A 21,545-nucleotide genomic window follows, 5' to 3' on the forward strand; every position below is an offset into this window, starting at 1 on the left:
TTTTCGCCTGTGCGCTCGGAAACGGCCCCTGGTGCGGGCGGCGGCGCGCGGGCACACTGCGCAGCAGACGAATCGCAGCACCAGACGAATCGCAGCAGCAGACGAACTGCAGACGACCCTTCGGCCGAGAGGCGGTGCGCCGTGGCGGAACCGGAGTTCCGGGAGTTCAGCGCGAAAGGGGTACGGATCGACCGTTCCCTGCGCTCGCTCACGCGGGCCGGTCAGGTGAAGATCCGCGACGGCCGGCTGGAGCTCCTCACCAGCTACGGGGCCGAGATCGACAGCGCGCCGGTGGATTCGGTGGAGGCCCGCAGGCCGTGGTTCGGGGGCCGGGACCGGGCGCGGGCGACGGCCACGGTGAACGGGACGCGCTACGTCCTCGCCCTGGGGGAGGACGGTTCCACCGATCCGCAGGAGGAGCTCCGCCGCTTCCTGGACGCGGTGCGGGCCGCCCGGGAGGCCGGACCGCACTGAGGGGTACGAGTTGCGGGGCCGGCGCACAGGGCAGACCCTTGTGCGTACCGGCCTCACCGAGGGTTCATCGGCGGTCGCGTTCCGGATCGGTGCCCCGCGTCGCAGTGGGCTGTCGTACGGGACCGGGAGGCGCGCGCACCGCGGCACGTATCTGCGTCAGGCCAGCCCTACTTCTTCTGGGGAGTCGCAGCCGTGATCAGCCGAGTGAACAAGCACTGCTCCGTCGAGCTCCAGGCCCTGCCGCAGCGGATCGGCCAGGTCCGCAGAATCGTATCTGCGCAGTTGCGCTACTGGCATCTGGATCCGCTCATCGACCCGGCCGCGCTCGGCGTCACCGAGTTGCTGACCAACGTCCACCAGCACACGGGCCCGGACAAACGCTGCACGGTCGAGATCACGCTGGTGCTCGACCGGCTGACCGTGTCGGTGCGGGACCACGATCCGCGGGTGCCCTGCGTGGGCGCGGCCGACGGGGGCAGCCTCCACGGCCGGGGGCTGGCGCTGGTGGCGGCGCTGAGCGCGAGCTGGGGGGTGCGGCGGGATGGCGACGGGGGGAAGGCGGTGTGGTTCACGCTGCGGGTGCCGGTGGCCTCTCCGCCGGAGCCGGATCCCTGGCGGGAGCGGGCCGGGGGGCCGGCGGTGGCGTTCGAGTCCGTGGTCGCGGCGCCCGCGCTTCGGGAGCGGACACCGGTTTGAGGCTTCACCGGGGCGAGTGTGATCGTCCGATGGGCCCGGAACCCTTTGCTGCAGAAGCGCTACGTTCCCCGTATGGCGACTACGACGATCCAGGTTTCCAAGAAGACTCGTGATCATCTCGCGGAGCTCGCGAAGGAACGGGGGCTGGACATCGGCCGGTTGGTGGAGGCGCTCGCCGCCGAGCAGCTGACCACCGCGCAGCGCGCGGAGCGCCTCGCGGCGGACCGGGAGGTCGTCCGCCAGGTGATGGGTCTGGACATCAGCGACGAGGAGTTCGACCGGGCGCCGGACGTGCTCGGCAACATTTGCCGGATTGCTGCCGAGAAGGCCCTGGTCCGGGGTGCCGCCGCGTGATCATCCTCGATACGAGTGCCGTCACCGCACTCGCCCGAAGTCACAAGACGCTGAACACACTCGCCGGAAACATGGCCCGGACGCCGGGTGGCCACCTGGTCGTCCCTGCCCTGTGTCTGATGCAGGCCGAGGCGGTGGACGAAGGAGCGTCCCGGCGTGTGCTCCTCTTCTCGTCCGTCGTCGTCGACGATCTCGACACGGTCGCGGCGGTCACCGTCGGCACCATGGTCCGGGACGGCTACGGCGGTCCGGACACGTGTCACGCCCTCTATTGCGCGTTGCCGCGTCCGGACTTCCTCGGGGGGTCCATCCTGCTGACCGCCGAGGAAGACGCCTACCCGCCCGGCATGGCAACCGTCGGCATCGATTCACCCGGCATGCTCGGCTTCTCCTGACGCCCTGGCGGGCACCCCCTACCCCAACACCCCCAGCGGATCGTCCAGCACCCGCTGCCACCCCGCCTCCGCCGCCCCGATCAGGCTGCCGTGGTCCAGCGTCCCCGGCAGGATCGGAACGCTCCCGCTGCGCCCCCACAGGCTGCGGTCCGCTACGACCGCCCGAAGCCGGTCCGGGTCCGCCGCGAGCAGTTCGCGGTGGAGGCCGCCGAGGACGACGCGGTCCGGGTTGAGGATGTTGACCAGGCCCGCGAGCCCCAGGCCGAGGCGGTCGACGAGGATCTCCACCGCCGAGCGGACGGCCGGGTCGTCGTCGTGGGCCGTGCGGATCAGCTCCGTGGCCTGGTGGAGCAGTGAGCCCGCCGGCCCCGGCGCGCGGCCGGCCGCGGTGAGGAACGCCTGCGGGTCGGCCTCGACGTCGAGGCAGCCGCGCGAACCGCAGTGGCAGGGCAGCCCCGCCGGGTTGACGGTGAGGTGCCCGACCTCCATGGCCAGGCCCGAACTCCCGCTGTGCAGACGGCCGTCCAGGACCAGAGCACCGCCCACCCCGCGGTGCCCGGTGGCCACGCACAGCAGGTGCCGGGCGCCGCGCCCGGCACCGTGCCGGTGCTCGGCGAGGGCGGCGAGGTTGACGTCGTTGCCGGCCACGCCGGTGACGGGGGCGCCGTCGGGTCCGAGCACGCCCGCCCCGGCCAGCGCCTCCGCGAACAGCGCGCGCACCGGGGCGCCCGCCGGCCAGGAGAGGTGGAGCGGGTTGAGGGCGGTGCCGTCCGGCTCGGCCACCGCGGACGGCACGGCGAGTCCCGCGCCCAGGCACTGCCGGCCGGTCTCGCGCAGCAGTCGCGCGCCCGCCTCGACGACGGTGCCGATGATGCGCGCCGGGTCGGCGGGTACGGTCATGCAGCCGGGCGCGGTGGCGACCATCCGTCCGCCGAGGCCCACCAGCGCGGCCCGGAAGCCGTCCGCGTGGATCTGCGCGGCCAGCACCACGGGCCCGTCGGGGGCGACGGACAGCCGGTGCGAGGGGCGGCCCTGCGACCCCGCGGCGGCGGCCGGGCGCGCGTCCACCGTGATCAGGCCGAGCGCCTCCAGTTCGGCGGCCACGGCACCGGCCGTCGCCCGGGTCACGCCGAGTTCGGCGGTGAGCACGGCGCGCGTGGGGGCGCGGCCGGTGTGGACGAGCTCCAGGGCGGGGCCGAGGGCGGAGCGGCCGCGCTCCAAACGTGTTGTCCGAGTCTGGGTCACGCCCCTATTCTGACTTTGTGCCGACGCTAAACAAAATAAGGACGGCCGTCCTCCGGCGGAATCCCGCTCCTGTCCCCGCCCCCGCCCCCGCGCCCGCCGATCTCGTACTCCGCCGCCTCCGCGCCGCGCTCACCGTCTTCTTCGCCCTCGACGGCTTCCTCTTCGCGGGCTGGGTGGTCCGCATCCCCGCCATCAAACACCAGACCGGGGCCTCCCCGAGCGCGCTCGGGCTCGCCCTGCTCGGGGTGTCCGCCGGCTCCGTCGCGGTCATGATGCTGACCGGGCGCCTGTGCCGGCGCTTCGGCAGCCACCCGGTGACCGCCGTCGCCGGGGTCTGCCTGGCCCTGGGCATCGCGCTGCCCCCGCTGACCCACTCGGCGCTCGCGCTCGGCCTGGTCCTGCTCGTCTTCGGCGCGGCCTACGGCGCGATCAACGTCGCGATGAACAGCGCCGCCGTCGACCTCGTCCGCGCCCTGCGGCGGCCCGTGATGCCCAGCTTCCACGCCGCGTACAGCGTCGGCGGCATGCTCGGCGCCGGGCTCGGCGGACTGCTCGCCGGGCACTTCTCGGCCACCCGCCACCTGCTGCTGCTCACCGCGATCGGCGTCGTGGTCGCCGTCGCCGCCGGGCGCGTGCTGCTCGCCCACCCGGCGCCGCGTGCCGAACCCGTCGTCACCGGCGACCCCGCCGCCACGCCCTCCACCGGGGCCCGGCGCGGGCTGGTCGTCGTCTTCGGCCTGATCGCGCTCTGCTCCTCCTACGGCGAGGGGGCGCTCGCCGACTGGGGCGCGCTCCACCTCCAGCAGGACCTCGGCACCGGCGCGGGCGCCGCCGCCATCGGCTACTCGCTCTTCGCGCTCTTCATGACCTTCGGCCGTCTCTGCGGCACCCTGCTCCTCGAACGCCTCGGCCGTACCGGCACGTTGGTGGCGGGCGGCGCCATCGCGGCCGTCGGCATGCTGCTCGGCTCGCTCGCTCCCACGCCGTGGGCGGCCTTCGCCGGCTACGCGATCACCGGCTTCGGCCTCGCCAACTCCTTCCCGGTCGCGATCGGCCGCGCGGGCGAGCTCGCCGGGCCCAACGGCGTCGCGACGGCGTCCACCTTCGGCTACGGCGGCATGCTGCTCGGCCCGCCCGCGATCGGGCTGCTCGCGGACCGGTTCACCCTGTCCACCGCCCTGACCACGGTCGCCCTGCTCGCCGCGGGCGGGGCGTGCATAGCCTGGAGCACGCGGAAGATGACCCGCTGACCGAGGAGGACGAGCGCGTGGCATGGCTCTGCTCCGGCCTGCGCTGGAGCACCGAGGGACCCTCGGTGGTCTGGCAGCACCCGCTGCACGGGGAGCGGCTCTCGCCGCTCGCCCCCGGGCGGCGGCTGGGCTTCGTCCTCGGGGACGCGCGGCACTGCGTCGGTGTGCGCCGGGGCGGGCGGCGCACGCCGTGCCCGACGGGGGCGGCGGTGCCGTCCGCCGCGGTCTCCGCGCAGTGCGCCGAGTGCGCCCGGCTGGACCGGTCGCGGTCCGTCGCGGCCGACACGATGGCCGACGACCCGCGGCCCTACGACGTCTACCTCGCGTGGTTCGCCCCCGGACTGGTCAAGGTGGGCATCACCGCCGCCGAGCGGGGCGGCGTCCGGCTGCTCGAACAGGCGGCGCTGTCCTACGCCCTGCTCGGCCGCGGGCCGCTGATGGCGGCGCGGCGGGCGGAGGCGGTGCTGGGCGTGGCGCTGGGGGTGCCGGACCGTTTCCCGTACGCGGCCAAGCGCGCCGCGCGCCATCCGCTGCCGCCCCCGGACGTACGGACCGCCGAACTCGCCGCGCTCCACGCCCGGGCGTGCACCGCGCCCGGACTGCCCGAGTCCCTGGCCGTACGGGCCTTCGCGCCCGTCCACCACGACGAGGTCTTCCACGTCGAGGGGATCCGCTCCCGGGCGGGGGTGGCCGTGCCGGCGGCGGGGCGGGTGGTCGCGGGGCGGGTGGCCGCGGTGGCCGGGCCGGATGTGTATCTGGAGATGGGCGATGGCCGGCTGGTCGTTGTCGACGTACGGCGGCTGGCGGGGTGGGAGTTGGGGGCGGTGGGGGATGGCGTGGTAACGACGGTGGAGGTGGAGTGGGGCGAAGCGCCGGTGGGCGAGCCACCGGCGCTGTTCTGAGCCCCAGCCCCGCCCTTTCACCGTTTCCCGGGGAGACCCCGGACCCCATTCGCCCTTCGGGCGAAGTCCTCAAACGCCGGACAGGCTGAATAATCAGCCCGTCCGGTGTTTGAGGACCAACGCGGCGCAGCCGCGCTGCACCCGCGCGGAGCGCGCGAGAAACGGTGAAAGGGCGGGGCGGGGGCAGAATCCCTCACGGCAACGCCGGCAAATCCTCCGCGTACAGCAACGTCAAGTCATCCGTGCTCGGGTGCGACAACTGCGCCACCCGCCCCGCGTGCCGTTCCACCATCGCCTCGAACGTCTGGCGCGCCGTGCGCCCGTTGCCGAACGCCGGGCCCCTGGGGACGGCGCGGAAGTAGCCGAGGAGCGCGTCGGAGGCGCCCTCGCCGATGCGGTACTCGTGCTCCTCCGCCTGCTGCTCCACGATGCGCAGCAGCTCCTCGGGGGCATAGTCGCCGAAGGTGATGGTGCGCGAGAAGCGGGACGCCACACCGGGGTTGACGGTCAGGAAGCGCTCCATCTCGGCGGTGTAGCCGGCGACGATCACCACCACCGCGTCCCGGTGGTCCTCCATCAGCTTCACCAGGGTGTCGATCGCCTCGCGGCCGAAGTCCCGGCCGGAGTCCTCGGGGGCCAGCGCGTAGGCCTCGTCGATGAACAGGACGCCGCCGCGGGCCCGTTCGAACGCCTCCTGGGTGCGGATGGCCGTGGAGCCGATGTGCTCGCCCACCAGGTCCACCCGGGACACCTCGACCAGATGGCCGCGCTCCAGCACGCCGAGGGAGGCGAGGATCTCCCCGTAGAGACGGGCGACGGTGGTCTTGCCGGTGCCGGGGGAGCCGGTGAACACCAGGTGGCGGCGGACGGAGGCGGCCTTGAGGCCGGCCTCGCGGCGGCGCCGGCCCACCTCGATCATGTCGGTGAGCGCCCGCACCTCCCGCTTGACGCTGTCCAGGCCCACCAGCTTGTCGAGTTCGCCGAGCACCGCGACGGCGGGCCGGGACGCGGCGGCCGGCGGGGCGGCGGCCGGCTCGGCCGCCGCGGGCTTCGGCGGCGCGGCCGGGGCCGGCACCGGGGCCCGCTCCACCGCGGGCACCGCGACGGGCTCGTCGCTCGTGCAGCCCTCGCTCACCGGGCCCTGCGCCCCGCCGTCGGCGAACTCGTAACCGCCGCGCGCGCAGCGCTCGGTGCGGCAGTGGCTGAGGGTGGCCCGGCAGCCGTCGATGACGTGGAAGCCGAAGCCGCCGCTGCCGGTCACCCGGCAGTGCCGGAAGGTGCCGCGGCCCTCCGCCGAGACGTAGAAGCCGGCCTCCAGCGGCGAACTCACCGAGCACTGCTCGAAGGTGGGGTCCGCGCCCTTGGTGACGATCACGCCGGTCGCCGTCGCGTCGACGGCGCAGCCGGTCAGCGTGCCGCCGCTGCCGGGGTCGCGGAACCAGGCGCCGGTGGTGGCCTCCCGGATGCGGCAGTCGTCGAGCCGCGCGGTGGCGCCGCCGCTGACCGAGACCGCCGTGCCCCGGATGCGGGACAGGTCGCTGTCGGCGACCTCCGCGCACGAGCCGCGGTCGAGGACGAAGAGCGCGTCCGGCACGTCGTGCACCCGGCACGCGGCGAGGACGGCCGTCGCGCCGTCGCTCACCCAGACCGCCGGGTAGTCGCCGGTGCTGTCCTGGATCTCGCACCGGTCGGCCTCGGCGCGGGTGCCCGGGTCCCACACCGACAGGCCGTTGCGCCCGAAGTGGCGCACCGTGGACCGGGACATCGTCAGCACCGAACGCGCCCGCAGGTCCACGCCGTTCTCCGGGACGTCGTGGATGTCGCAGTCGGTCAGGGCGAGCACGGCCTCCCCGTCGAGGGTCACGCCGTCGGCCGCGACCCGGTGCACCCGGCACTCGGTCAGCCGCCCGGCCGCGCGGGCGGCCAGCCGCACCCCGGCGCCCTTGATCTCGTACACCTCGCAGCCCACCGCCTCCAGCGTGCTGCCCTCGCCCGTCACCGACAGGCCGGCGCCGCGCGCGTGGTGGACCCGGCAGCGCTCCAGCCGGGGCGCGCCGCCGTCGTGCACGGTGATGCCCGACTGGCCCGCGGCGAGCACCTCGCAGTCCTCGAAGATGCCGCCCGCGCCGTCCAGCACGCTGATGCCGGTGCCCGTGACGTTGTCGACCGTGCACTGGCGCACCGTCGGCCGGGCGCCGCCGCGGACCTCGATGCCCGCCGACGAATGCGTCACCACCCGCAGGCCGATCAGCTCGGGGGCGCCGTCCTCCACCAATAGCGCGGGCGCGGCCGCGTCGTGGCCCTCCACGTGCAGGTCGAGGAGGGCCGCCGAGGCCCGGACGGTGACCGCGACGCCGTCGGCCGGGGCGATCCGCACCGAGCCGGGCGCCCCGTCGGCGCCGCGCAGGGTGACGGCGCGGGCCACCACGAGGTTCTCCCGGTAGGTGCCCGGGGCGACGGACAGCACGTCCCCGTCGGCGGCCGCCTCCAGGGCCGCGGCGAGACAGTCGTACTCACCGGTGCGCCGCCGCCAGCGCGACGGGCCGCTGTGGGTCACCTGGACCGAGCCCTGTGCCATGGTGCTGCTGCGCCCCCACCTCGTGCGTGTGCCAGCCCGGACGAACGGGCCGTCCGGGACCGGTGCGTACCCGGCCGCTCCACCGTAGCGTGCGCCGGGCGCGGGAGTTGACCGTCCGTCGCAGCTCACACCCCCTCGGGCCGTTGTCCGTTCGCGTCAGCTGCCGGCGTCCGCCCGGCCCCAGGTCTGTCCGGCCCGTTCCCAGGCGCGGTCCCACTGCCCGTGGCGCCAGCGCATGATGCGCCAGACGGTCAGCACCCGCAGCCCCTGCACCGCGCCCGCGGCGGCCGCCGCGGCCCCGGCGCCGGCCAGCCCCGCGTGGACGGAGGCGGTGGCCGCGTCCAGCGGACGGCCCGCGAGGCGGCCGCGGTCGTCGGTCCACAGCGGGAAGCGGTGGCCCGGGACCGCGGCGGCGGACAGCGGGACCAGCCCGGTGCGCGAGCTGCCGTCCGGGCAGGGCCAGCGGGCGAGCACCCGGTGGTACCCCTCGCGCCCGGTGGTGGCCTCCCGGTCCGCACCGGCCCCGCGGCCCGCCGCGCGGAGCGCGGTGGCGCTCACCAGGTGGCGGTGCAGCTGTTGTTCGCGGACGGTCTGCCGCAGCGCGGCATGGGCGGTGGAACCGGTCAGCCAGCCGGCCAGTGAGCCGGCCACGAGCATCACCACCACGGCCGCCGTCCACACCCAGGCCTCCAGGACATCGGTGGGACGGCGCAGCGGATTGCGCCGCCAGCGCCAGGTGGACCGCCGTACCCAGGACGTCGCGCCCATGGTGCTCACCCCCTTGCGTCCCATTACCTCACAAGGGGCCCCGCATGCGGGACGGTGCGGAGCAGAGAGGGGCATCACCGCTGGAGGACGGCCGGGGCGGCGCGTTGACGTGCGCGGGGGCGCGCGGGGCGGGAACGGAGGGCCCGGTCCGGAACCTCAAGTCGGGGCCCCGGAGCGGGATCCAGCTCCAGGATCCGGACCGGGATCTACTCCAGGATCTCGACGGGGTCGCCGACCCGCAGCACCCCCGTGTGCTCCGGCACCAGGTTCTGCCCGAAGACCACGCCCGCGTCCCGCCGCCGGTGGCGGCCCAGCGTGTGCAGCGGCTCCCGCCCGCGGACGCCTGTGCGCTGGTCGGTGGTGGTGACCACGCACCGGCCGCAGGGTTTGGCGACCCGGAAGGCCACCTCGCCCAGCCGTACCCGCCGCCAGCCGTCCTCGGCCCAGGGCGCGGTGCCGCCGACCACCACGTTGGGCCGGAAGCGGGCCATCGGCAGCGGGCCCTCCGCGGCGTGATCCCCTTCGGCCACCAGGGAGTTGAGGGCGTCCAGCGAGGAACGCGCGGTGAGCAGCAGGGGGAAGCCGTCGGCGAAGCTCACCCGGTCCCCCGGCCGTGCGTAGTGGGGATCGACCGGACGACGGACGGCCGGGTCGTCCATGTGCACCAGACGGGCCGGGGTACCGAGGCAGTCGGTCAGCCAGGCGTCCGCCTCCGGCCCCGCGGGCACCGCCTCGGTCCCGTCCCGGAACAGCGTGACCCGGACCGTGCCCCGCTCCACGGGGTCCGGCACCGGCACCTCCAGCGTCCCCGCCCCGGGGCCGGTGATCCGCACGCCGCCGCCGGGCACGAGCCGCGCCGATACCAACGCGAGCCGGGGCAGCTGCCGTTGGGTCAGGAACCGGCCGTCCGGCCGGACGGCCATCCACCGGCGGTCCCCGGCGAGCCCCCACGGCTCGACGTCCGCCTCCCCGGGAGCGTCCCCCGCCATCGACTTGACCGGGTAGAGGCGGATCGCCGTGAGCACAGGGGTGGGCATGCGCCCCATCCTGTCAGTCCGGCCCGGCAAGTCCCCCCGCCGGACCGGGCGTTCGGCGCGTCGAGCTCAGTAGCCTCCCTGGCCGCCCTGGTACGGGCGCTGGTACGGATCCTCGTACGGCGCGGCGGGACGCGGCGCGACCGGGCGCATCGCGTCGTAGCCCGCCGGGTTGGGGCCCGCCCCCGGGCGCTGCTGGTACGGCTGCTGCGCGCCGGGGTAGCCGCGCGGCGCGGACGCCTGCTGCGGGATGTACGGGGCGGGCGCCTGCTGGAGCCCGCCGGGCTGCGCGGCGCCCGGGTGACCGTACTGCGGGGGCTGCGGGGCGTAGCCGCCCTGCGGGTGCTGCGGCATCTGCGGGGCCGCGGGCGGCGCCATGCCCTGGCCCGAGGGCAGGGCGGGCAGCGCCGGCAGCTGGCTGCCGCCGTCGAACGGCGCCGACACCCGGATGGGGGCGATCTGCGGGGTGCCCCGCTCGGCGACGAGGCTGTCGTAGATGGGGGTGTCCGGGAAGGACGACGCGGCGTAATAGCCGCTGCCGTAGGCACTGCGGGGGGAGGTCATAGCCCTTAAGTTAAGCCCACGATGTGCTGGTTGGGGAGTCAGGTACCTGGGTTGATTACGGGGGCTTGGCGACCCGGTGCGACCAATCGGGGCGAAGCCGGAGAATTCGGTGGTCGCGATGTGTTGGAACGGTGTAAAGGACCGGTTCGTTCGACTGGACGACCGGATCGTTCGGGGCCGTCCGAGGGCCCGTTCAAGATCGCTCAGCGAAGGCGTCAGCAGAGGTGGAAGAGAAGATGGGGATGCTCAAGGGCACCAACGTCCGGATCGCCGCACCGGCGGTGCGGATAGAACTGGGCTGGCGCACCGGCCCCGGCGTGCCGGACGTCGACGCCTCCGCGCTGCTGCTCGCCGGGGGCCGGGTCCGTTCCGACGCCGACTTCGTGTTCTACAACCAGGCGGCGCACCCCTCGGGCGCGGTGCGGCACGAGGGCAAGACCCCGGCGGGGGACGCGGTGACCGACGCCCTCGCCGTCGACCTGGCGGCCGTCGAGGCCGAGGTGGAGACGGTGGTGGTCGCGGCCTCCGCCGACGGTGGAACGTTTGGCCGGGTGCCCGGGCTGTACGTGCGCGTCCTGGACGCCGCGGGCGGCGCGGAGCTGGCCCGCTTCGACAGCGCCGACGCCACGGTGGAGACGGCGTTCGTGCTCGGCGAGCTCTACCGGCGGCAGGGGGAGTGGAAGTTCCGCGCGGTCGGCCAGGGTTACGACAGAGGACTGGCGGGCCTGGCGACGGACTTCGGCATCACGGTCGACGAACCGGGCCCGGCCCGGCCCGCGGCCGAACCGTCCCCGCGACCCGCGGCCCCGCCCGCGCAGGCCGCCCCGGTCCCGCCGGCCGGGCCGGCGCCGTCCGCGGCAACCAGGGCCCCGCAGGCCCCGGTTCCCCTGGCGCCGGGCCCCGGCACCCCCGGGGCTTCCGCGTCCACCGCGTCGCCCGCGGCCCCTTCGGCCGCGCATGCCCCGGGCGCGCCGCTGCCGCAGCACGCCCCGGCCGGGCAGGGCGCCCCCGCCGCCCCGGCGCTCGCGCGCCCCGCTCAGGGGCCCGTCAGCCTGAGCAAGATCACGCTCACCAAGGAGGCCCCCGCCGTCTCCCTCACCAAGCAGGGCGGCACCTCCGGCGCCCTGCGCGTCAACCTCAACTGGCAGACGCGGGACCAGGAGCCCGCCAAGGGCGGCGGCTGGGGCCGGCGCATCTCCAAGGCCCTGCAGGGCGGCGGCGCGGCCCTGGACCTCGACCTCGGGGCGCTGTTCGAGCTCAACGACGGCACCAAGGGCGTCGTCCAGGCCCTCGGCAACTCCTTCGGCTCGCTGCGCCGGCCGCCCTACATCCACCTCGACGGCGACGACCGCACCGGCGCGGCCGCGGCCGGCGAGAACCTCACCGTCAACCTCGACCACGCCCGCGACTTCCGGCGCATCCTCGTCTTCGCCACCATCTACGAGGGAGCCGCCACTTTCACCGGCCTCCACGCCACCGTCACCCTCCAGCCGCAGCACGGCGCGCCCGTCGACTTCTCGCTCGACGAGTGCACGGTCGCCTCCAACGTCTGCGCCCTCGCCCTCATCACCAACGAGGGCGGCGACCTCGTCGTCCGGCGGGAGGCCCGCTACCTGGTGCCCGAGCGCGGCGTCAGCCCGCAGCGCACCCTCGACCACGCCTACGGCTGGGGCATGAACTGGACGCCCGGCCGCAAGTGACGGCGTGACGGCTAGGGCCTGTCCGGCGGCTCTTGGACTGCCGCCGGGCGGGCCGCCCGTGTCGCGCAGCAGACCTCGTGAGCTGCCGACCGCCGCACAGGGGGCATCCGTTCCGGCGAGGCAGCGGCGTCAAGAGCCGTCGGACACGGCCTAATCGCCGGGCCGGGGCGCGGGCTCGGGACGGGCGTACGTCCGTCCCTTCCAGGCCGCGCCCCGGCCCCGGTGGTGCTGCACCGCGGAGTCCACGGTCATCAGCAAGTAGAGCAGGGCGATGACGGGGAACAGCACCGCGAGCCACAGCGGCTGGCGGTAGTGGCGCAGCATCGGGACGTACGTCCCCGCCATCAGCGCCCACGCCGCCGCCCCCGCGGCCAGGGTGGGCGCGCCCGTCAGCGCCCCCGCGACCACCGCCGCCGGCGGCACGAGGTAGACCAGCGCCAGCCCGGCCACCGTCCCGATCAGCAGCAGCGGGTTGTGGAGCAGCTGGGCGTAGGCGCTGCGGGAGACCATCCGCCACAGCGGGGCGAGCCCCGAGTAGGGCCGGACGCTGTCCACCCGCTCGGCCAGCCCCAGCCAGATCCGGCCGCCGGAACGCTTGACCGCGCGGGCGACCGCCACGTCGTCGATCACCGCCTGCCGGACGGTCTGTGGGATCCCGGCCCGCTCGGCGGCCTCCCGGCGCAGCAGGATGCAGCCGCCGGCGGCCGCGGCCGTGCGGGAGCCCGGGCGGTTGACCCGGCGGAAGGGGTAGAGCAGGGCGAAGAGCTGGACGAAGGCGGGGACGACCAGCCGCTCCCACCCCGTCGCCACCCGCAGCCGGGCCATCTGCGAGACCAGGTCGAGTCCGCCCGAGCGGGCGGCCGCGACCAACTCCCGCAGGCTGTCGGGGGCGTGGGCGATGTCGGCGTCGGTCAGCAGCAGGTACTCGGCGTCGGTGCGGGCGCGGGCCAGGGCCATGCCGTGCCGCACCGCCCACAGCTTGCCGGTCCAGCCGGGGGCCGGTTCGCCGGGGGAGCCGACGGTCAGCGGGAGCCCGCCGTGCTCCGCCGCCAGCGCGCGGGCCAGTTCGCCGGTGCCGTCCGTGCTGCCGTCGTCGACGAGGAAGACCTCGGCCCGGCCCGGATAGTCCTGGGCCAGCAGGGACGGCAGGCTCACCGGGAGCACCTCCGCCTCGTCCCGGGCGGGGACCACGATCGCCACCGACGGCCACGCGGCGGGCGGCGTGCGCGGGGGCAGCCGCACGTCGGTGCGCCAGAAGAAGCCCTGGCACAGCAGCAGCCACAGCCACGCGGCCAGCGAACCGACGGAGATCCACGTCATCGCGTTCACCCGCCGCAGTCTGCCGCACCGGCGCGGAAAGAGGGGCGGACACTGGCCAGAAGGGGACGGAGAGTGTCACAAAGGTCCCGGCCGGAGGCCGTCCATTACGTGGATCCACCTCGCGTTGCCGGGCCGGCGCACTCCGTGGACCTGTGGTTCCGGCCGGGGACCCGGGGGTTGTCCCCCGGGAAAACGCAGTAAAGTGACCGGGTGAAGATCGCGCTCATGGACTCCGGCAACGGCCTCCTGGCGGCTGCCGCCGCCGTGCACCGGCTGCGGCCCGACGCCGAGCTGGTCCTCTCCTCCGACCCCGCCAGCATGCCGTGGGGCCCCCGCACCCCCGAGGACGTCACCGCGCGTGCCCTCGGCTGCGCCCGCGCCGCCGCCGCGCACCGCCCGGACGCCCTGATCGTCGCCTGCAACACCGCCTCCGTGCACGCGCTGGCCGCGATACGGGCCGAGCTGGAGCCCGGCCTCCCGGTGATCGGCACCGTCCCCGCGATCAAGCCCGCCGCGGCCGGCGGCGGCCCGGTGGCCATCTGGGCCACCCCCGCCACGACCGGCAGCCCCTACCAGCGCGGGCTCATCCGTGACTTCGCCGCCGGCGTCGAGGTGACCGAGGTGCCCTGCCCCGGCCTGGCCGACGCCGTCGAGCGGGCCGACGAGGACGCCGTGGACGCCGCGATCGCCGCCGCGGCCGCGCGCACGCCGCACGACGTACGGGCCGTCGTCCTGGGCTGCACCCATTACGAGCTCGTCGCCGAGCGGATCCGCGCGGCGGTGCGGCAGCCCTCCGCGCCCCCCGTCGCCCTGCACGGCTCGGCGGGCGCGGTGGCCGCGCAGGCCCTGCGCCGCATCGGGGCGTCCCCGGAGCCGGGGGCCGCGCCGGCCGGCCGGCTCACCGTGCTGCTCAGCGGCCGGGAGGGGACCCTGGGGCGGGCGGCGCTGTCCTACCCCGAGGGCCGTTCGCTGGTGACGGTGGGCGCGGTCCGCCCGTAACGGCGGCGCCGGGAACCCTGCCTCCCCGGCGGAAGCTCGGTACGCTGCCTGGTATGAGGGACCACCCGGAGGCCCCGCAGGGTCAAGAGGACGGCGAGCCGGAGGTCTGGACCGGCCGCGCGACCAACCGCGTGCAGTGGCTGCTGGCCGGCGCCGGCGCCGCGTGCATGGCGCTGGGCATCGAACTGGCCGTCGCCCACCCCTGGACCTCCGGAGCCGTCCCCCTGGTGATGTCGGTGGTCGGCTGCCTCGCCGCCGGCCTGCTGATGCTCTACGGCACCATCGCCTTCGTCCACGTCGCCGTCCGCATCAACAAGGACTCGCTGGAGATCCGCTGCGGCCACATCGGCCTGCCCCGGACCCGCATCCCGCTCTCCAGTGTGGTGGGCGCCGACTTCGCCCCCCGGGTCAACCCCCGCCACTGGGGCGGCTGGGGCTACCGCTGGCGGCCCGAGCAGGGCACGGGCGTCGTCGTGCGCCGCGGCGAGGGCTTCGTGGTCCACCTCGGCGACGGGCGGTCCTTCACGGTCACCGTGGACGACGCCGAGGCCGCCGTGCGGGTGATCCGCGCCCGGCTGGGGCTCGGCACGGGCCGCCCCGCCTCGGCCTGACGCCCCGCCCTCCCGCGCCGCCGCGCGGTCCTGAATGCCCCCTGCGTGTGACGTCCCCGTCGTCCACGGGCCCGCTGCCGCCGCGCGCCCCGGCCGCCAAAGGCCAGTTCCCAGCACGCGAGTTCCAGCACTCGAAGGAAAAGGCGGAAACAAATTCGGCCATTCTCCGGCCGTGTCGCTTGAAAGGCCCGTCACCGGCCCTATCCGGAATCCTGGTGCTTTGCTAACGTGTGGGGTGCGTATTCTTCCGAACGCAGTCGGGAGTCATTGAGGATGCACCGCAAAAGCATATGATCGGCCGCACCTTCCATGCCGGCCGACCGCTTTTCCTTCCCGGGTTTGCCCGGGCCGGGCGGGCAGGCCGGCGAACCGGACGGCGGGGGTGCCCCCGGCCCCTGATCACCATGGTTGATCAGGAAAAAGTGCGAGGTCAGGCAAGGTAGCCGTCCGTATCGCTCTGCGCACTGTCAACCCCTCGGGCTCATCTGCCCACCTCGGTGCAGGGAGTTAATTCCGGCCTGCCCGAGCTGAATGCAGGGATGCGCATGAAAGCCTTTCGGGTCACTCGCGAGTTTCCTCTCGCATTGCGACTGCTATTGATCAACCAGTTTGGGATCGACATCGGGTTCTATATCCTTGTGCCATTTCTCGCGGCATATCTGGGGCAGGAACTCGGAATGTCGGACGCGCTCGTCGGCCTGGTGCTGGGCGTGCGCAACCTGGGCCAGCAGGGCCTCTTCCTCCTCGGCGGCTCCGCCGCGGACCGGCTGGGCCCGCGCGCGGTGATCATCGCCGGGTGCGCCCTGCGCACCCTGGGGTTCTCCCTCTTCGCCTTCGGCACCTCACTGCCGGTCGTCCTCGGCGCCTCCCTGTTCAACGGGCTGGCGGCGGGCCTCTTCTACCCCTCGGCCCGCGCCTACGCCGCCCTGGAGGCCGGCGACCGCAAGGCCGAGGTGTTCGCGCTCCTCAACGCCTACGCCACCATCGGCTCGCTGATCGGACTGCTGCTGGGCAGCGTGCTGATCCAGACCGACTTCCGGGTCTGCGCCGTCGCCGCCGCGGGCGTCTACGGGCTGCTGACCGTCGGCCAGGCCCTCGTCCTCCCGGACCGCGAGCCGCCCACCGCGAACCGGAGCACCACCGTCCTCGGCGACTGGCTGGAGGTCTTCGGCAACCGCCGGTTCCTGCTGTTCTCCCTGGCGACGACCGGCATGTTCACCGTCGAGAACCAGCTGTGCCTGCTGCTGCCGGCCGGCGCCCGGCAGGCGTCCGGCTGGGAGGGCGCGGCCGGGGTGCTGCTGGGCGCCGGGGCCGTGGCCAACCTCTTCCAGATGCCCATCACCCGGGCCCTGGAACGGCACGGCGGCGGCCAGCGCTGGGTGGGCGCCGGGCTCGTCGTCATGGGCCTGGGCTTCCTGCCCCCGCTGCTGATCTGCGCCGACGGACCGCCCGCGGGGACGCGCGAGGTCGTGCCGAGGATGCTCGTCATGCTCGCCGGCTCGTTGCTGCTGTACTTCGGGACGATGATCGCCCACCCCGCCGTGCTGGAGATGATCCCCCGGTTCGGCCGCGAGACGCTGGCCGGCACCTACTTCGGGCTCTTCTACGTCTTCGCGGGCCTGACGGCCGCCGGCGGCAACGCCGTCGTCGGCTGGACCATGGACACCGCCAAGCGCTTCGACTGCCCCTGGCTGCCCTGGCTCGGCTGCGTGGCCTTCGGGTTCTCCTCCGCCCTGGCCGTCGCCGTGCTGCACCGCACCCGGCTGCTGCCCGGCCGGGAGGGGGCGCCGGTGGTGGAAGGCACGGTGATCCTGCCGGGCCCGCCGGAGCGGACGCACGCCACCGCCGAGGCCGCCCCCGGGCCGGTCGGCCCGACCGCGGAGGCCGTCGGCCGGTGGGAGGTCGGCCACCGGGACCGGGCCCGGCTGCCCGGCCCGGTGCGCGCCGCCGACGACGCCACGGACCAGCCCCCGCGCTGATCCCGTCCCGTGCGCGCCGCCCGGCCGTCTTGCGCGGGCGGGCGGCGCGCCGCAAGGTCGTCTGGAGGCCCCGAGCCGCCGAGGCCATGGAGCTCAGGCCAGGGAGGAAGGACGCCATGCCCATCGCCACGGTGAACCCCGCGACCGGCGAGACCCTCAAGACCTTCGACGCGCTGGCGCCCGAGGAGGCCGAACGCCGGCTGGCCGCGGCCGCCGCCGCGTTCCGCCGGTACCGCGCCACGGGCTTCGCCGAGCGGGCCCGGCTGCTGAACCGCGCCGCGGACCTGCTGGACGAGGACCGGGACGACATCGCCCGCACCATGACCCTGGAGATGGGCAAGCCGCTCGCCGCCGCCCGAGCCGAGGCCGCCAAGTGCGCCAAGGCGATGCGCTGGTACGCCGAGCACGCCGAGGGGCTGCTCGCCGACGAGCACCCCGCGCCCGCGGCGGTCGAGGACTCCGGGGCCACGGCCGTCCGCGTCCGCTACCGCCCGCTGGGCCCCGTCCTCGCCGTCATGCCGTGGAACTTCCCGCTCTGGCAGGTCGTCCGGTTCGCCGCCCCCGCCCTCATGGCCGGCAACACCGGGCTCCTCAAGCACGCCTCCAACGTGCCGCAGACCGCGCTCTACCTGGAGGACCTCTTCCGCCGGGCCGGCTACCCGGCGGGCTGCTTCCAGACCCTGCTGATCGGCTCCGGCGCCGTCGAGGCCGTCCTGCGCGACCCCCGGGTCGCCGCCGCCACGCTCACCGGCAGCGAGCCGGCCGGCCGCGCGGTCGCCTCCGTCGCGGGCGACGAGGTCAAGAAGACGGTCCTCGAACTCGGCGGCAGCGACCCGTACGTCGTGATGCCCTCCGCCGACCTCGACCGCGCCGTGCGGACGGCCGTGACCGCCCGCGTCCAGAACAACGGCCAGTCCTGCATCGCCGCCAAGCGCTTCATCGTCCACCGCGACGTGTACGAGGCCTTCACCGGGCGGTTCACCGCCCTGATGGACGGCCTCGCCGTCGGCGACCCGCTGGACGAGGCCACCGACGTCGGCCCGCTCGCCACCGAGCAGGGCCGCGCCGACGTGGAGGAACTCGTCGACGACGCCGTGCGCCTGGGCGCGCTCGCCCGCTGCGGCGGCGGCCGGCCGGCCCTGCCCGGGCCGCTGGCCCACGGCTGGTTCTACGAGCCGACCGTCCTCACCGACGTCACCCCCGAGATGCGCATCCACCGCGAGGAGGCGTTCGGCCCGGTGGCCACCGTCTACCCGGTCGCGAGCCCCGAGGAGGCCGTCGAGCTCGCCAACGACACGCCCTTCGGCCTGAGTTCCAACGTGTGGACCCGCGACGAGGACGAACAGCGGCGCTTCGCCCGGGACCTGGAGGCGGGCGGCGTCTTCTTCAACGGCATGACCGCCTCCCACCCCGCGTTCCCCTTCGGCGGCGTCAAGCGCTCCGGCTACGGGCGCGAGCTGTCGGGCCACGGCATCCGCGAGTTCTGCAACGTCACCACGGTCTGGTACGGGGCGCCGTAGGCGTCAGCAGCCCCAGCGCAGCGCGGGCGTCCGCACCGGCGCGTCCCACCACCGCAGCAGCTCGTCGTCGGCCCGGCACAGCGTCACCGACGCCCCCGCCATGTCCAGCGAGGTCACGTAGTTGCCCACCAGCGTCCGGGCCACCGCCACCCCGCGCTCCCGCAGCACCCGGTGGACCTCGCCCGCGAACCCGTACAGCTCCAGCAGCGGCGTCCCGCCCGCGCCGTTCACCAGCACCAGTACCGGGCCGGTCGGCCGGAGGTCCTCCAGGACGGCGTGCACGGCGTAGTCGGCGATCTCCCCGGACGTCATCATCGCCCGCCGCTCCCGGCCCGGCTCGCCGTGGATGCCGACGCCCAACTCCAGCTCGCCCGGCGGGAGATCGAAGGTCGGGCCGCCCTTGGCCGGGGTCGCGCAGGCCGACAGCGCGACCCCGAAGCTCCGTGACGCCGCGTTCACCCGCCGCGCGACCGCCTCCACCCGCTCCAGCGGCGCCCCCGCCTCGGCCGCCGCGCCCGCGATCTTCTCCACGAACAGCGTGGCCCCCGTCCCGCGCCGTCCGGCGGTGTGCGTGCTGTCCGTCACCGCGACGTCGTCGTTGACGAGCACACTGGCGACCTGGACGCCCTCGTCCTCCGCGAGTTCGGCGGCCATGTTGAAGTTCAGCACGTCGCCGGTGTAGTTCTTCACCACGAACAGCACCCCCGCCCCGCTGTCCACGGCAGCCGCCGCCCGCACCATCTGATCGGGCACGGGCGAGGTGAACACCTCCCCGGGACAGGCCGCGTCCAGCATCCCGGGCCCCACGAACCCCCCGTGCAACGGCTCGTGCCCCGACCCGCCCCCGGACACCAGCCCCACCTTCCCGGCGACGGGCGCGTCCCGCCGCACGATCACGCGCCGCTCGACGTCGACGTTCAGCTCGGGGTGCGCGGCGGCCATGCCGCGCAGGGCGTCGGGGACGACGGTCTCGGGGACGTTGATGAGCATTTTCACGCGGGGCTCCTCAAGTGACGGACGGCTGGGCTGTCGATCTGTATTCCAGCAGCTCAAGGCCGGGGAGGGCAGTACCCGGTGCTGGCGATCCCCTGTTGCCGTCGTCACTGCCGGCACGGCCCGTCCGTGCGGACGTCACGGGTCGGCGAAGCTGTACGGCGGGACCGGGCCGGTCACCGTGAGGTCCGGCCGCGGGTGGGCCCGGCGCAGCCGTTCCGCGGTGGTCGGCAGCCGCTCGGCGGCCGGTTCCGCCGGCAGGAAGGAGGGGTTGGACGTAGGTGCCCGCTCGGTCTCCGCCTTCCTGCTCCGCGAGGAGGTCCGGCGGTTCGCGGTCCCGCCGGCTCGGCGAACTGGTCGCGGGCCGCTTCCGGGACGCGGGGGACCGGGATGCCGGCGGATCCGTCGTCGGCCTCGGGGGATTCGAACCGGAGGCCGGCACGACAGCCGGGACATCGCCGGAGCGCCTGCCGTGTGAAGTCCCGGGCAAACGCCTCCGGGTGAGGGCCCGGGACGGGAGGGGGTCACTCGCCGGGCGGCGTGGGCTGCCGCGGGGGCGCCGTCCGGTGCCGGACGCCCGAGCGCACCGCCCAGAGGAAGACGCCCAGGGCGAAGAGCGCGACGACGAGGGAGTCGTAGGGCGCCGGCAGGCGGCCCGAGCCCTTGAAGGTGCCCAGCCACGACAGCAGGGTCAGCCCCGACAGGTGGCACAGGAGCCATGCCCCTTCGCGCAGTTCGCCGGCGAACGACCCGTCGTGGGCGGAACGCCGCATGCCGACGAAGATCACCAGACCGGCCAGCACGAGGGGCAGCGCCAGCCGCAGGTCGTGCCAGCCCGACCAGTACACGAACTCGCTGGCCACGACGAAGCTGAGGGGAGCGATCCAGCGCAGGCCGGGCACCCACCCCGCCATCCGGGTGCCGGGGTCGGCGCGGAAGACGGCGACCGCCACGGCCGAGGCCGCGTAGATCAGCAGGTACATGTCGCCCATGATGCTGACGATGCGCTGCCATTCCCCGAACGGCAGCAGGAAGACCACGATCACGGCGAGGTTCAGGGCCAGCGCCCGGTGCGGGATGCCGGACCGCCGGTCGACCTTCATCAGGGCCCGGGGGAGGGTGCGGTTCTTGGCCAGCGCGTAGGTGTGGCGGGCGTTGAGGGCCACCCCGACGTACGCCGAGCCGCCGGGCGACAGCACCGCGTCGGCGTAGAGCAGGCTGGAGAGCCAGTGCAGGTTGAGGATCAGGGCCAGCTGACCGAAGGGCGACTCGAAGTTGACGCCCTTCCAGCCGTCGCCGAGCAGACCTTCGGGAACGGTGAAGAGGAACGCGAACTGGAGCGCCAGATACATCAGCAGGGCCAGACCGATGCCCGTGAGCACGGAGGCCGGGATGGTGCGGCGGGGGTTGCGGGTCTCACCGGAGAAGTCGAGGGGCGCCTGGAAACCGTTGACCGAGTAGACGATGCCGCCGCCGGCCAGGGCGGACAGGCAGGCGGCATAACCGTACGGGGCGAATCCCCCGTGGTCGGTCAGGCGGCCGGAGTGCCAGCCGGAGGCGAACAGGGCGATGACCGTGATCACCGGCACGGCGATCTTGAAGATGGACACCAGGTTGTTCAGCCGCGCGAACGTCCGCACCGCGAACCAGTTCAGGGCCGTCAGCAGGACGCTGAGGCCGATGGCCAGCGCCAGGCCCGTGGGGGTGAGCAGGTGGCCGCTGTAGATGTCGGGCAGATAGTGGTCGGCGTACTGCATGATCGCGCTGATCTCGGCCGCGGTGCCGCCCACCGACAGCAGGACCGACCAGCCCACCAGCGTCCCGACCAGGCGTCCCGAGGCGTACAGCGGCCAGCGCACCGTGCCGCCGCCCTCGGGGCGCGACGCGCCGAGCTCGATCATCACCAGGGCGACCAGCCCGCACAGCACTCCGGCACCGGCCCAGGTCAGCAGCGACGCGGGACCCGCCGCACGGGCCGCGTACATCGCCGCGAACAGCCAGCCCGACCCGACGATGTTGGAGAACCCGATCGCCGTGAGCGCCCAGAATCCCAGGTCCCGCCGGAGCCGCCGCTCCTGGACGGCCGCGTCGGACGCACCGGCGTCCGGCTCGGCCACTTGATCCGCTGACACGTGTTCCCCCTGTCCGAGGCGCCTCGACGAC

Annotated in this window: 19 protein-coding genes; 11 read left to right on the forward strand and 8 right to left on the reverse strand. The window is 74.7% G+C overall.

Translation table 11 applies throughout. The features are described 5' to 3' along the window. Positions 1-141 precede the first annotated feature (141 nt). The 4 genes from I5Q34_RS23170 to I5Q34_RS23185 all read left to right on the forward strand — a co-directional run bounded on the left by I5Q34_RS23170 (position 142) and on the right by I5Q34_RS23185 (position 1,919). On the forward strand, positions 142-474 hold the full coding sequence (locus I5Q34_RS23170; protein ID WP_199894214.1) for a hypothetical protein: 333 nt from the start codon (positions 142-144) through the stop codon (positions 472-474). 192 nt (positions 475-666) lie between these two features. After that, positions 667-1,170 (forward strand): ATP-binding protein, encoded by a 504-nt coding sequence (locus I5Q34_RS23175; protein WP_199894215.1) that lies wholly within the window; start codon positions 667-669, stop codon positions 1,168-1,170. 72 nt (positions 1,171-1,242) lie between these two features. Further along, the gene (locus tag I5Q34_RS23180) at positions 1,243-1,524 is read left to right on the forward strand and encodes a hypothetical protein (RefSeq protein ID WP_199894216.1); all 282 of its coding nucleotides are present in this window, start codon (positions 1,243-1,245) and stop codon (positions 1,522-1,524) included. Continuing rightward, positions 1,521-1,919, forward strand: a complete 399-nt coding sequence (locus I5Q34_RS23185; protein ID WP_199894217.1) for a hypothetical protein — start codon at positions 1,521-1,523, stop codon at positions 1,917-1,919. Before I5Q34_RS23180 ends, I5Q34_RS23185 begins: the two co-directional genes overlap by 4 nt. Positions 1,920-1,937: 18 nt before the next feature. On the opposite strand, the gene I5Q34_RS23190 is transcribed toward I5Q34_RS23185, so the two are convergent. Next, positions 1,938-3,164, reverse strand: coding sequence for an ROK family protein (locus I5Q34_RS23190; RefSeq protein ID WP_199894218.1), 1,227 nt, complete (start codon positions 3,162-3,164; stop codon positions 1,938-1,940). Positions 3,165-3,181: 17 nt separating this feature from the next. Here I5Q34_RS23190 and I5Q34_RS23195 point away from each other — a divergent pair, with 17 nt between their 5' ends. Together I5Q34_RS23195 and I5Q34_RS23200 are read left to right on the forward strand one after the other, a co-directional pair. Beyond that, positions 3,182-4,414, forward strand: a complete 1,233-nt coding sequence (locus tag I5Q34_RS23195) for an MFS transporter (protein WP_199894219.1) — start codon at positions 3,182-3,184, stop codon at positions 4,412-4,414. 17 nt (positions 4,415-4,431) lie between these two features. After that, positions 4,432-5,316, forward strand: a complete 885-nt coding sequence (locus I5Q34_RS23200; RefSeq protein WP_199894220.1) for a DUF2797 domain-containing protein — start codon at positions 4,432-4,434, stop codon at positions 5,314-5,316. Positions 5,317-5,509: 193 nt separating this feature from the next. Here I5Q34_RS23200 and I5Q34_RS23205 read toward each other — a convergent pair whose 3' ends face one another. The 4 genes from I5Q34_RS23205 to I5Q34_RS23220 form a co-directional block, all read right to left on the reverse strand. Further along, positions 5,510-7,894 carry a right-handed parallel beta-helix repeat-containing protein gene (locus tag I5Q34_RS23205; protein WP_199894221.1) on the reverse strand — a complete coding sequence of 795 codons (2,385 nt, stop codon included), beginning with the start codon at positions 7,892-7,894 and terminating at the stop codon, positions 5,510-5,512. Positions 7,895-8,050: 156 nt separating this feature from the next. Then, positions 8,051-8,662, reverse strand: a complete 612-nt coding sequence (locus tag I5Q34_RS23210; protein ID WP_199894222.1) for a hypothetical protein — start codon at positions 8,660-8,662, stop codon at positions 8,051-8,053. Between the two features lie 206 nt (positions 8,663-8,868). Then, positions 8,869-9,699: an MOSC domain-containing protein gene (locus I5Q34_RS23215; protein ID WP_199894223.1), complete on the reverse strand. Its 831-nt coding sequence runs from the start codon at positions 9,697-9,699 to the stop codon at positions 8,869-8,871. A 66-nt stretch (positions 9,700-9,765) separates the two neighbouring features. Next, positions 9,766-10,260 (reverse strand): DUF6643 family protein, encoded by a 495-nt coding sequence (locus I5Q34_RS23220; protein WP_199894224.1) that lies wholly within the window; start codon positions 10,258-10,260, stop codon positions 9,766-9,768. Positions 10,261-10,502: 242 nt separating this feature from the next. On the opposite strand from I5Q34_RS23220, the gene I5Q34_RS23225 reads away from it, so the two are divergent. Then, complete coding sequence (locus I5Q34_RS23225; RefSeq protein ID WP_234429424.1) at positions 10,503-11,960, forward strand: TerD family protein; 1,458 nt, start codon at positions 10,503-10,505, stop codon at positions 11,958-11,960. Between the two features lie 150 nt (positions 11,961-12,110). Here the strand turns inward: I5Q34_RS23225 and I5Q34_RS23230 are convergent, their stop codons facing one another. Next, a complete protein-coding gene (locus tag I5Q34_RS23230; RefSeq protein ID WP_199894340.1) occupies positions 12,111-13,280 on the reverse strand; it encodes a glycosyltransferase in 1,170 nt (389 codons plus the stop codon). Positions 13,281-13,490: 210 nt separating this feature from the next. Here I5Q34_RS23230 and I5Q34_RS23235 point away from each other — a divergent pair, with 210 nt between their 5' ends. From I5Q34_RS23235 to I5Q34_RS23250, 4 genes are all read left to right on the forward strand, one after another. Next, positions 13,491-14,279, forward strand: coding sequence for a glutamate racemase (locus tag I5Q34_RS23235; protein WP_199894225.1), 789 nt, complete (start codon positions 13,491-13,493; stop codon positions 14,277-14,279). Between the two features lie 53 nt (positions 14,280-14,332). After that, on the forward strand, positions 14,333-14,890 hold the full coding sequence (locus I5Q34_RS23240) for a hypothetical protein (protein WP_199894226.1): 558 nt from the start codon (positions 14,333-14,335) through the stop codon (positions 14,888-14,890). Between the two features lie 545 nt (positions 14,891-15,435). Beyond that, entirely contained in the window at positions 15,436-16,869 is a 1,434-nt protein-coding gene (locus I5Q34_RS23245; RefSeq protein ID WP_199894341.1) for an MFS transporter, read from the forward strand. 116 nt (positions 16,870-16,985) lie between these two features. Continuing rightward, positions 16,986-18,389, forward strand: a complete 1,404-nt coding sequence (locus I5Q34_RS23250; protein ID WP_199894227.1) for an NADP-dependent succinic semialdehyde dehydrogenase — start codon at positions 16,986-16,988, stop codon at positions 18,387-18,389. Between the two features lie 3 nt (positions 18,390-18,392). Here I5Q34_RS23250 and dhaK read toward each other — a convergent pair whose 3' ends face one another. Both dhaK and I5Q34_RS23260 read right to left on the reverse strand, forming a co-directional pair. After that, positions 18,393-19,385, reverse strand: coding sequence for a dihydroxyacetone kinase subunit DhaK (gene dhaK / locus I5Q34_RS23255; RefSeq protein ID WP_199894228.1), 993 nt, complete (start codon positions 19,383-19,385; stop codon positions 18,393-18,395). A gap of 521 nt (positions 19,386-19,906) precedes the next feature. Further along, entirely contained in the window at positions 19,907-21,514 is a 1,608-nt protein-coding gene (locus I5Q34_RS23260) for an APC family permease (protein WP_277965404.1), read from the reverse strand. Between the last annotated feature and the right edge of the window lie 31 nt (positions 21,515-21,545).

This window comes from Streptomyces sp. AV19, from assembly GCF_015999245.1.
In the GTDB taxonomy this organism is placed as follows: Bacteria; Actinomycetota; Actinomycetes; order Streptomycetales; family Streptomycetaceae; genus Streptomyces.

Coding starts and splice junctions, on each gene's coding strand:
- I5Q34_RS23180 (WP_199894216.1), top strand. CDS start 1,243: ATGGCGACTACGACGATCCAGGTTTCCAAGAAGACTCGTGATCATCTC.
- I5Q34_RS23205 (WP_199894221.1), bottom strand. CDS start 7,894: ATGGCACAGGGCTCGGTCCAGGTGACCCACAGCGGCCCGTCGCGCTGG.
- I5Q34_RS23210 (WP_199894222.1), bottom strand. CDS start 8,662: ATGGGCGCGACGTCCTGGGTACGGCGGTCCACCTGGCGCTGGCGGCGC.
- I5Q34_RS23215 (WP_199894223.1), bottom strand. CDS start 9,699: ATGCCCACCCCTGTGCTCACGGCGATCCGCCTCTACCCGGTCAAGTCG.
- I5Q34_RS23220 (WP_199894224.1), bottom strand. CDS start 10,260: ATGACCTCCCCCCGCAGTGCCTACGGCAGCGGCTATTACGCCGCGTCG.
- I5Q34_RS23225 (WP_234429424.1), top strand. CDS start 10,503: ATGCTCAAGGGCACCAACGTCCGGATCGCCGCACCGGCGGTGCGGATA.
- I5Q34_RS23230 (WP_199894340.1), bottom strand. CDS start 13,280: ATGACGTGGATCTCCGTCGGTTCGCTGGCCGCGTGGCTGTGGCTGCTG.
- I5Q34_RS23240 (WP_199894226.1), top strand. CDS start 14,333: ATGAGGGACCACCCGGAGGCCCCGCAGGGTCAAGAGGACGGCGAGCCG.
- I5Q34_RS23245 (WP_199894341.1), top strand. CDS start 15,436: ATGAAAGCCTTTCGGGTCACTCGCGAGTTTCCTCTCGCATTGCGACTG.
- I5Q34_RS23250 (WP_199894227.1), top strand. CDS start 16,986: ATGCCCATCGCCACGGTGAACCCCGCGACCGGCGAGACCCTCAAGACC.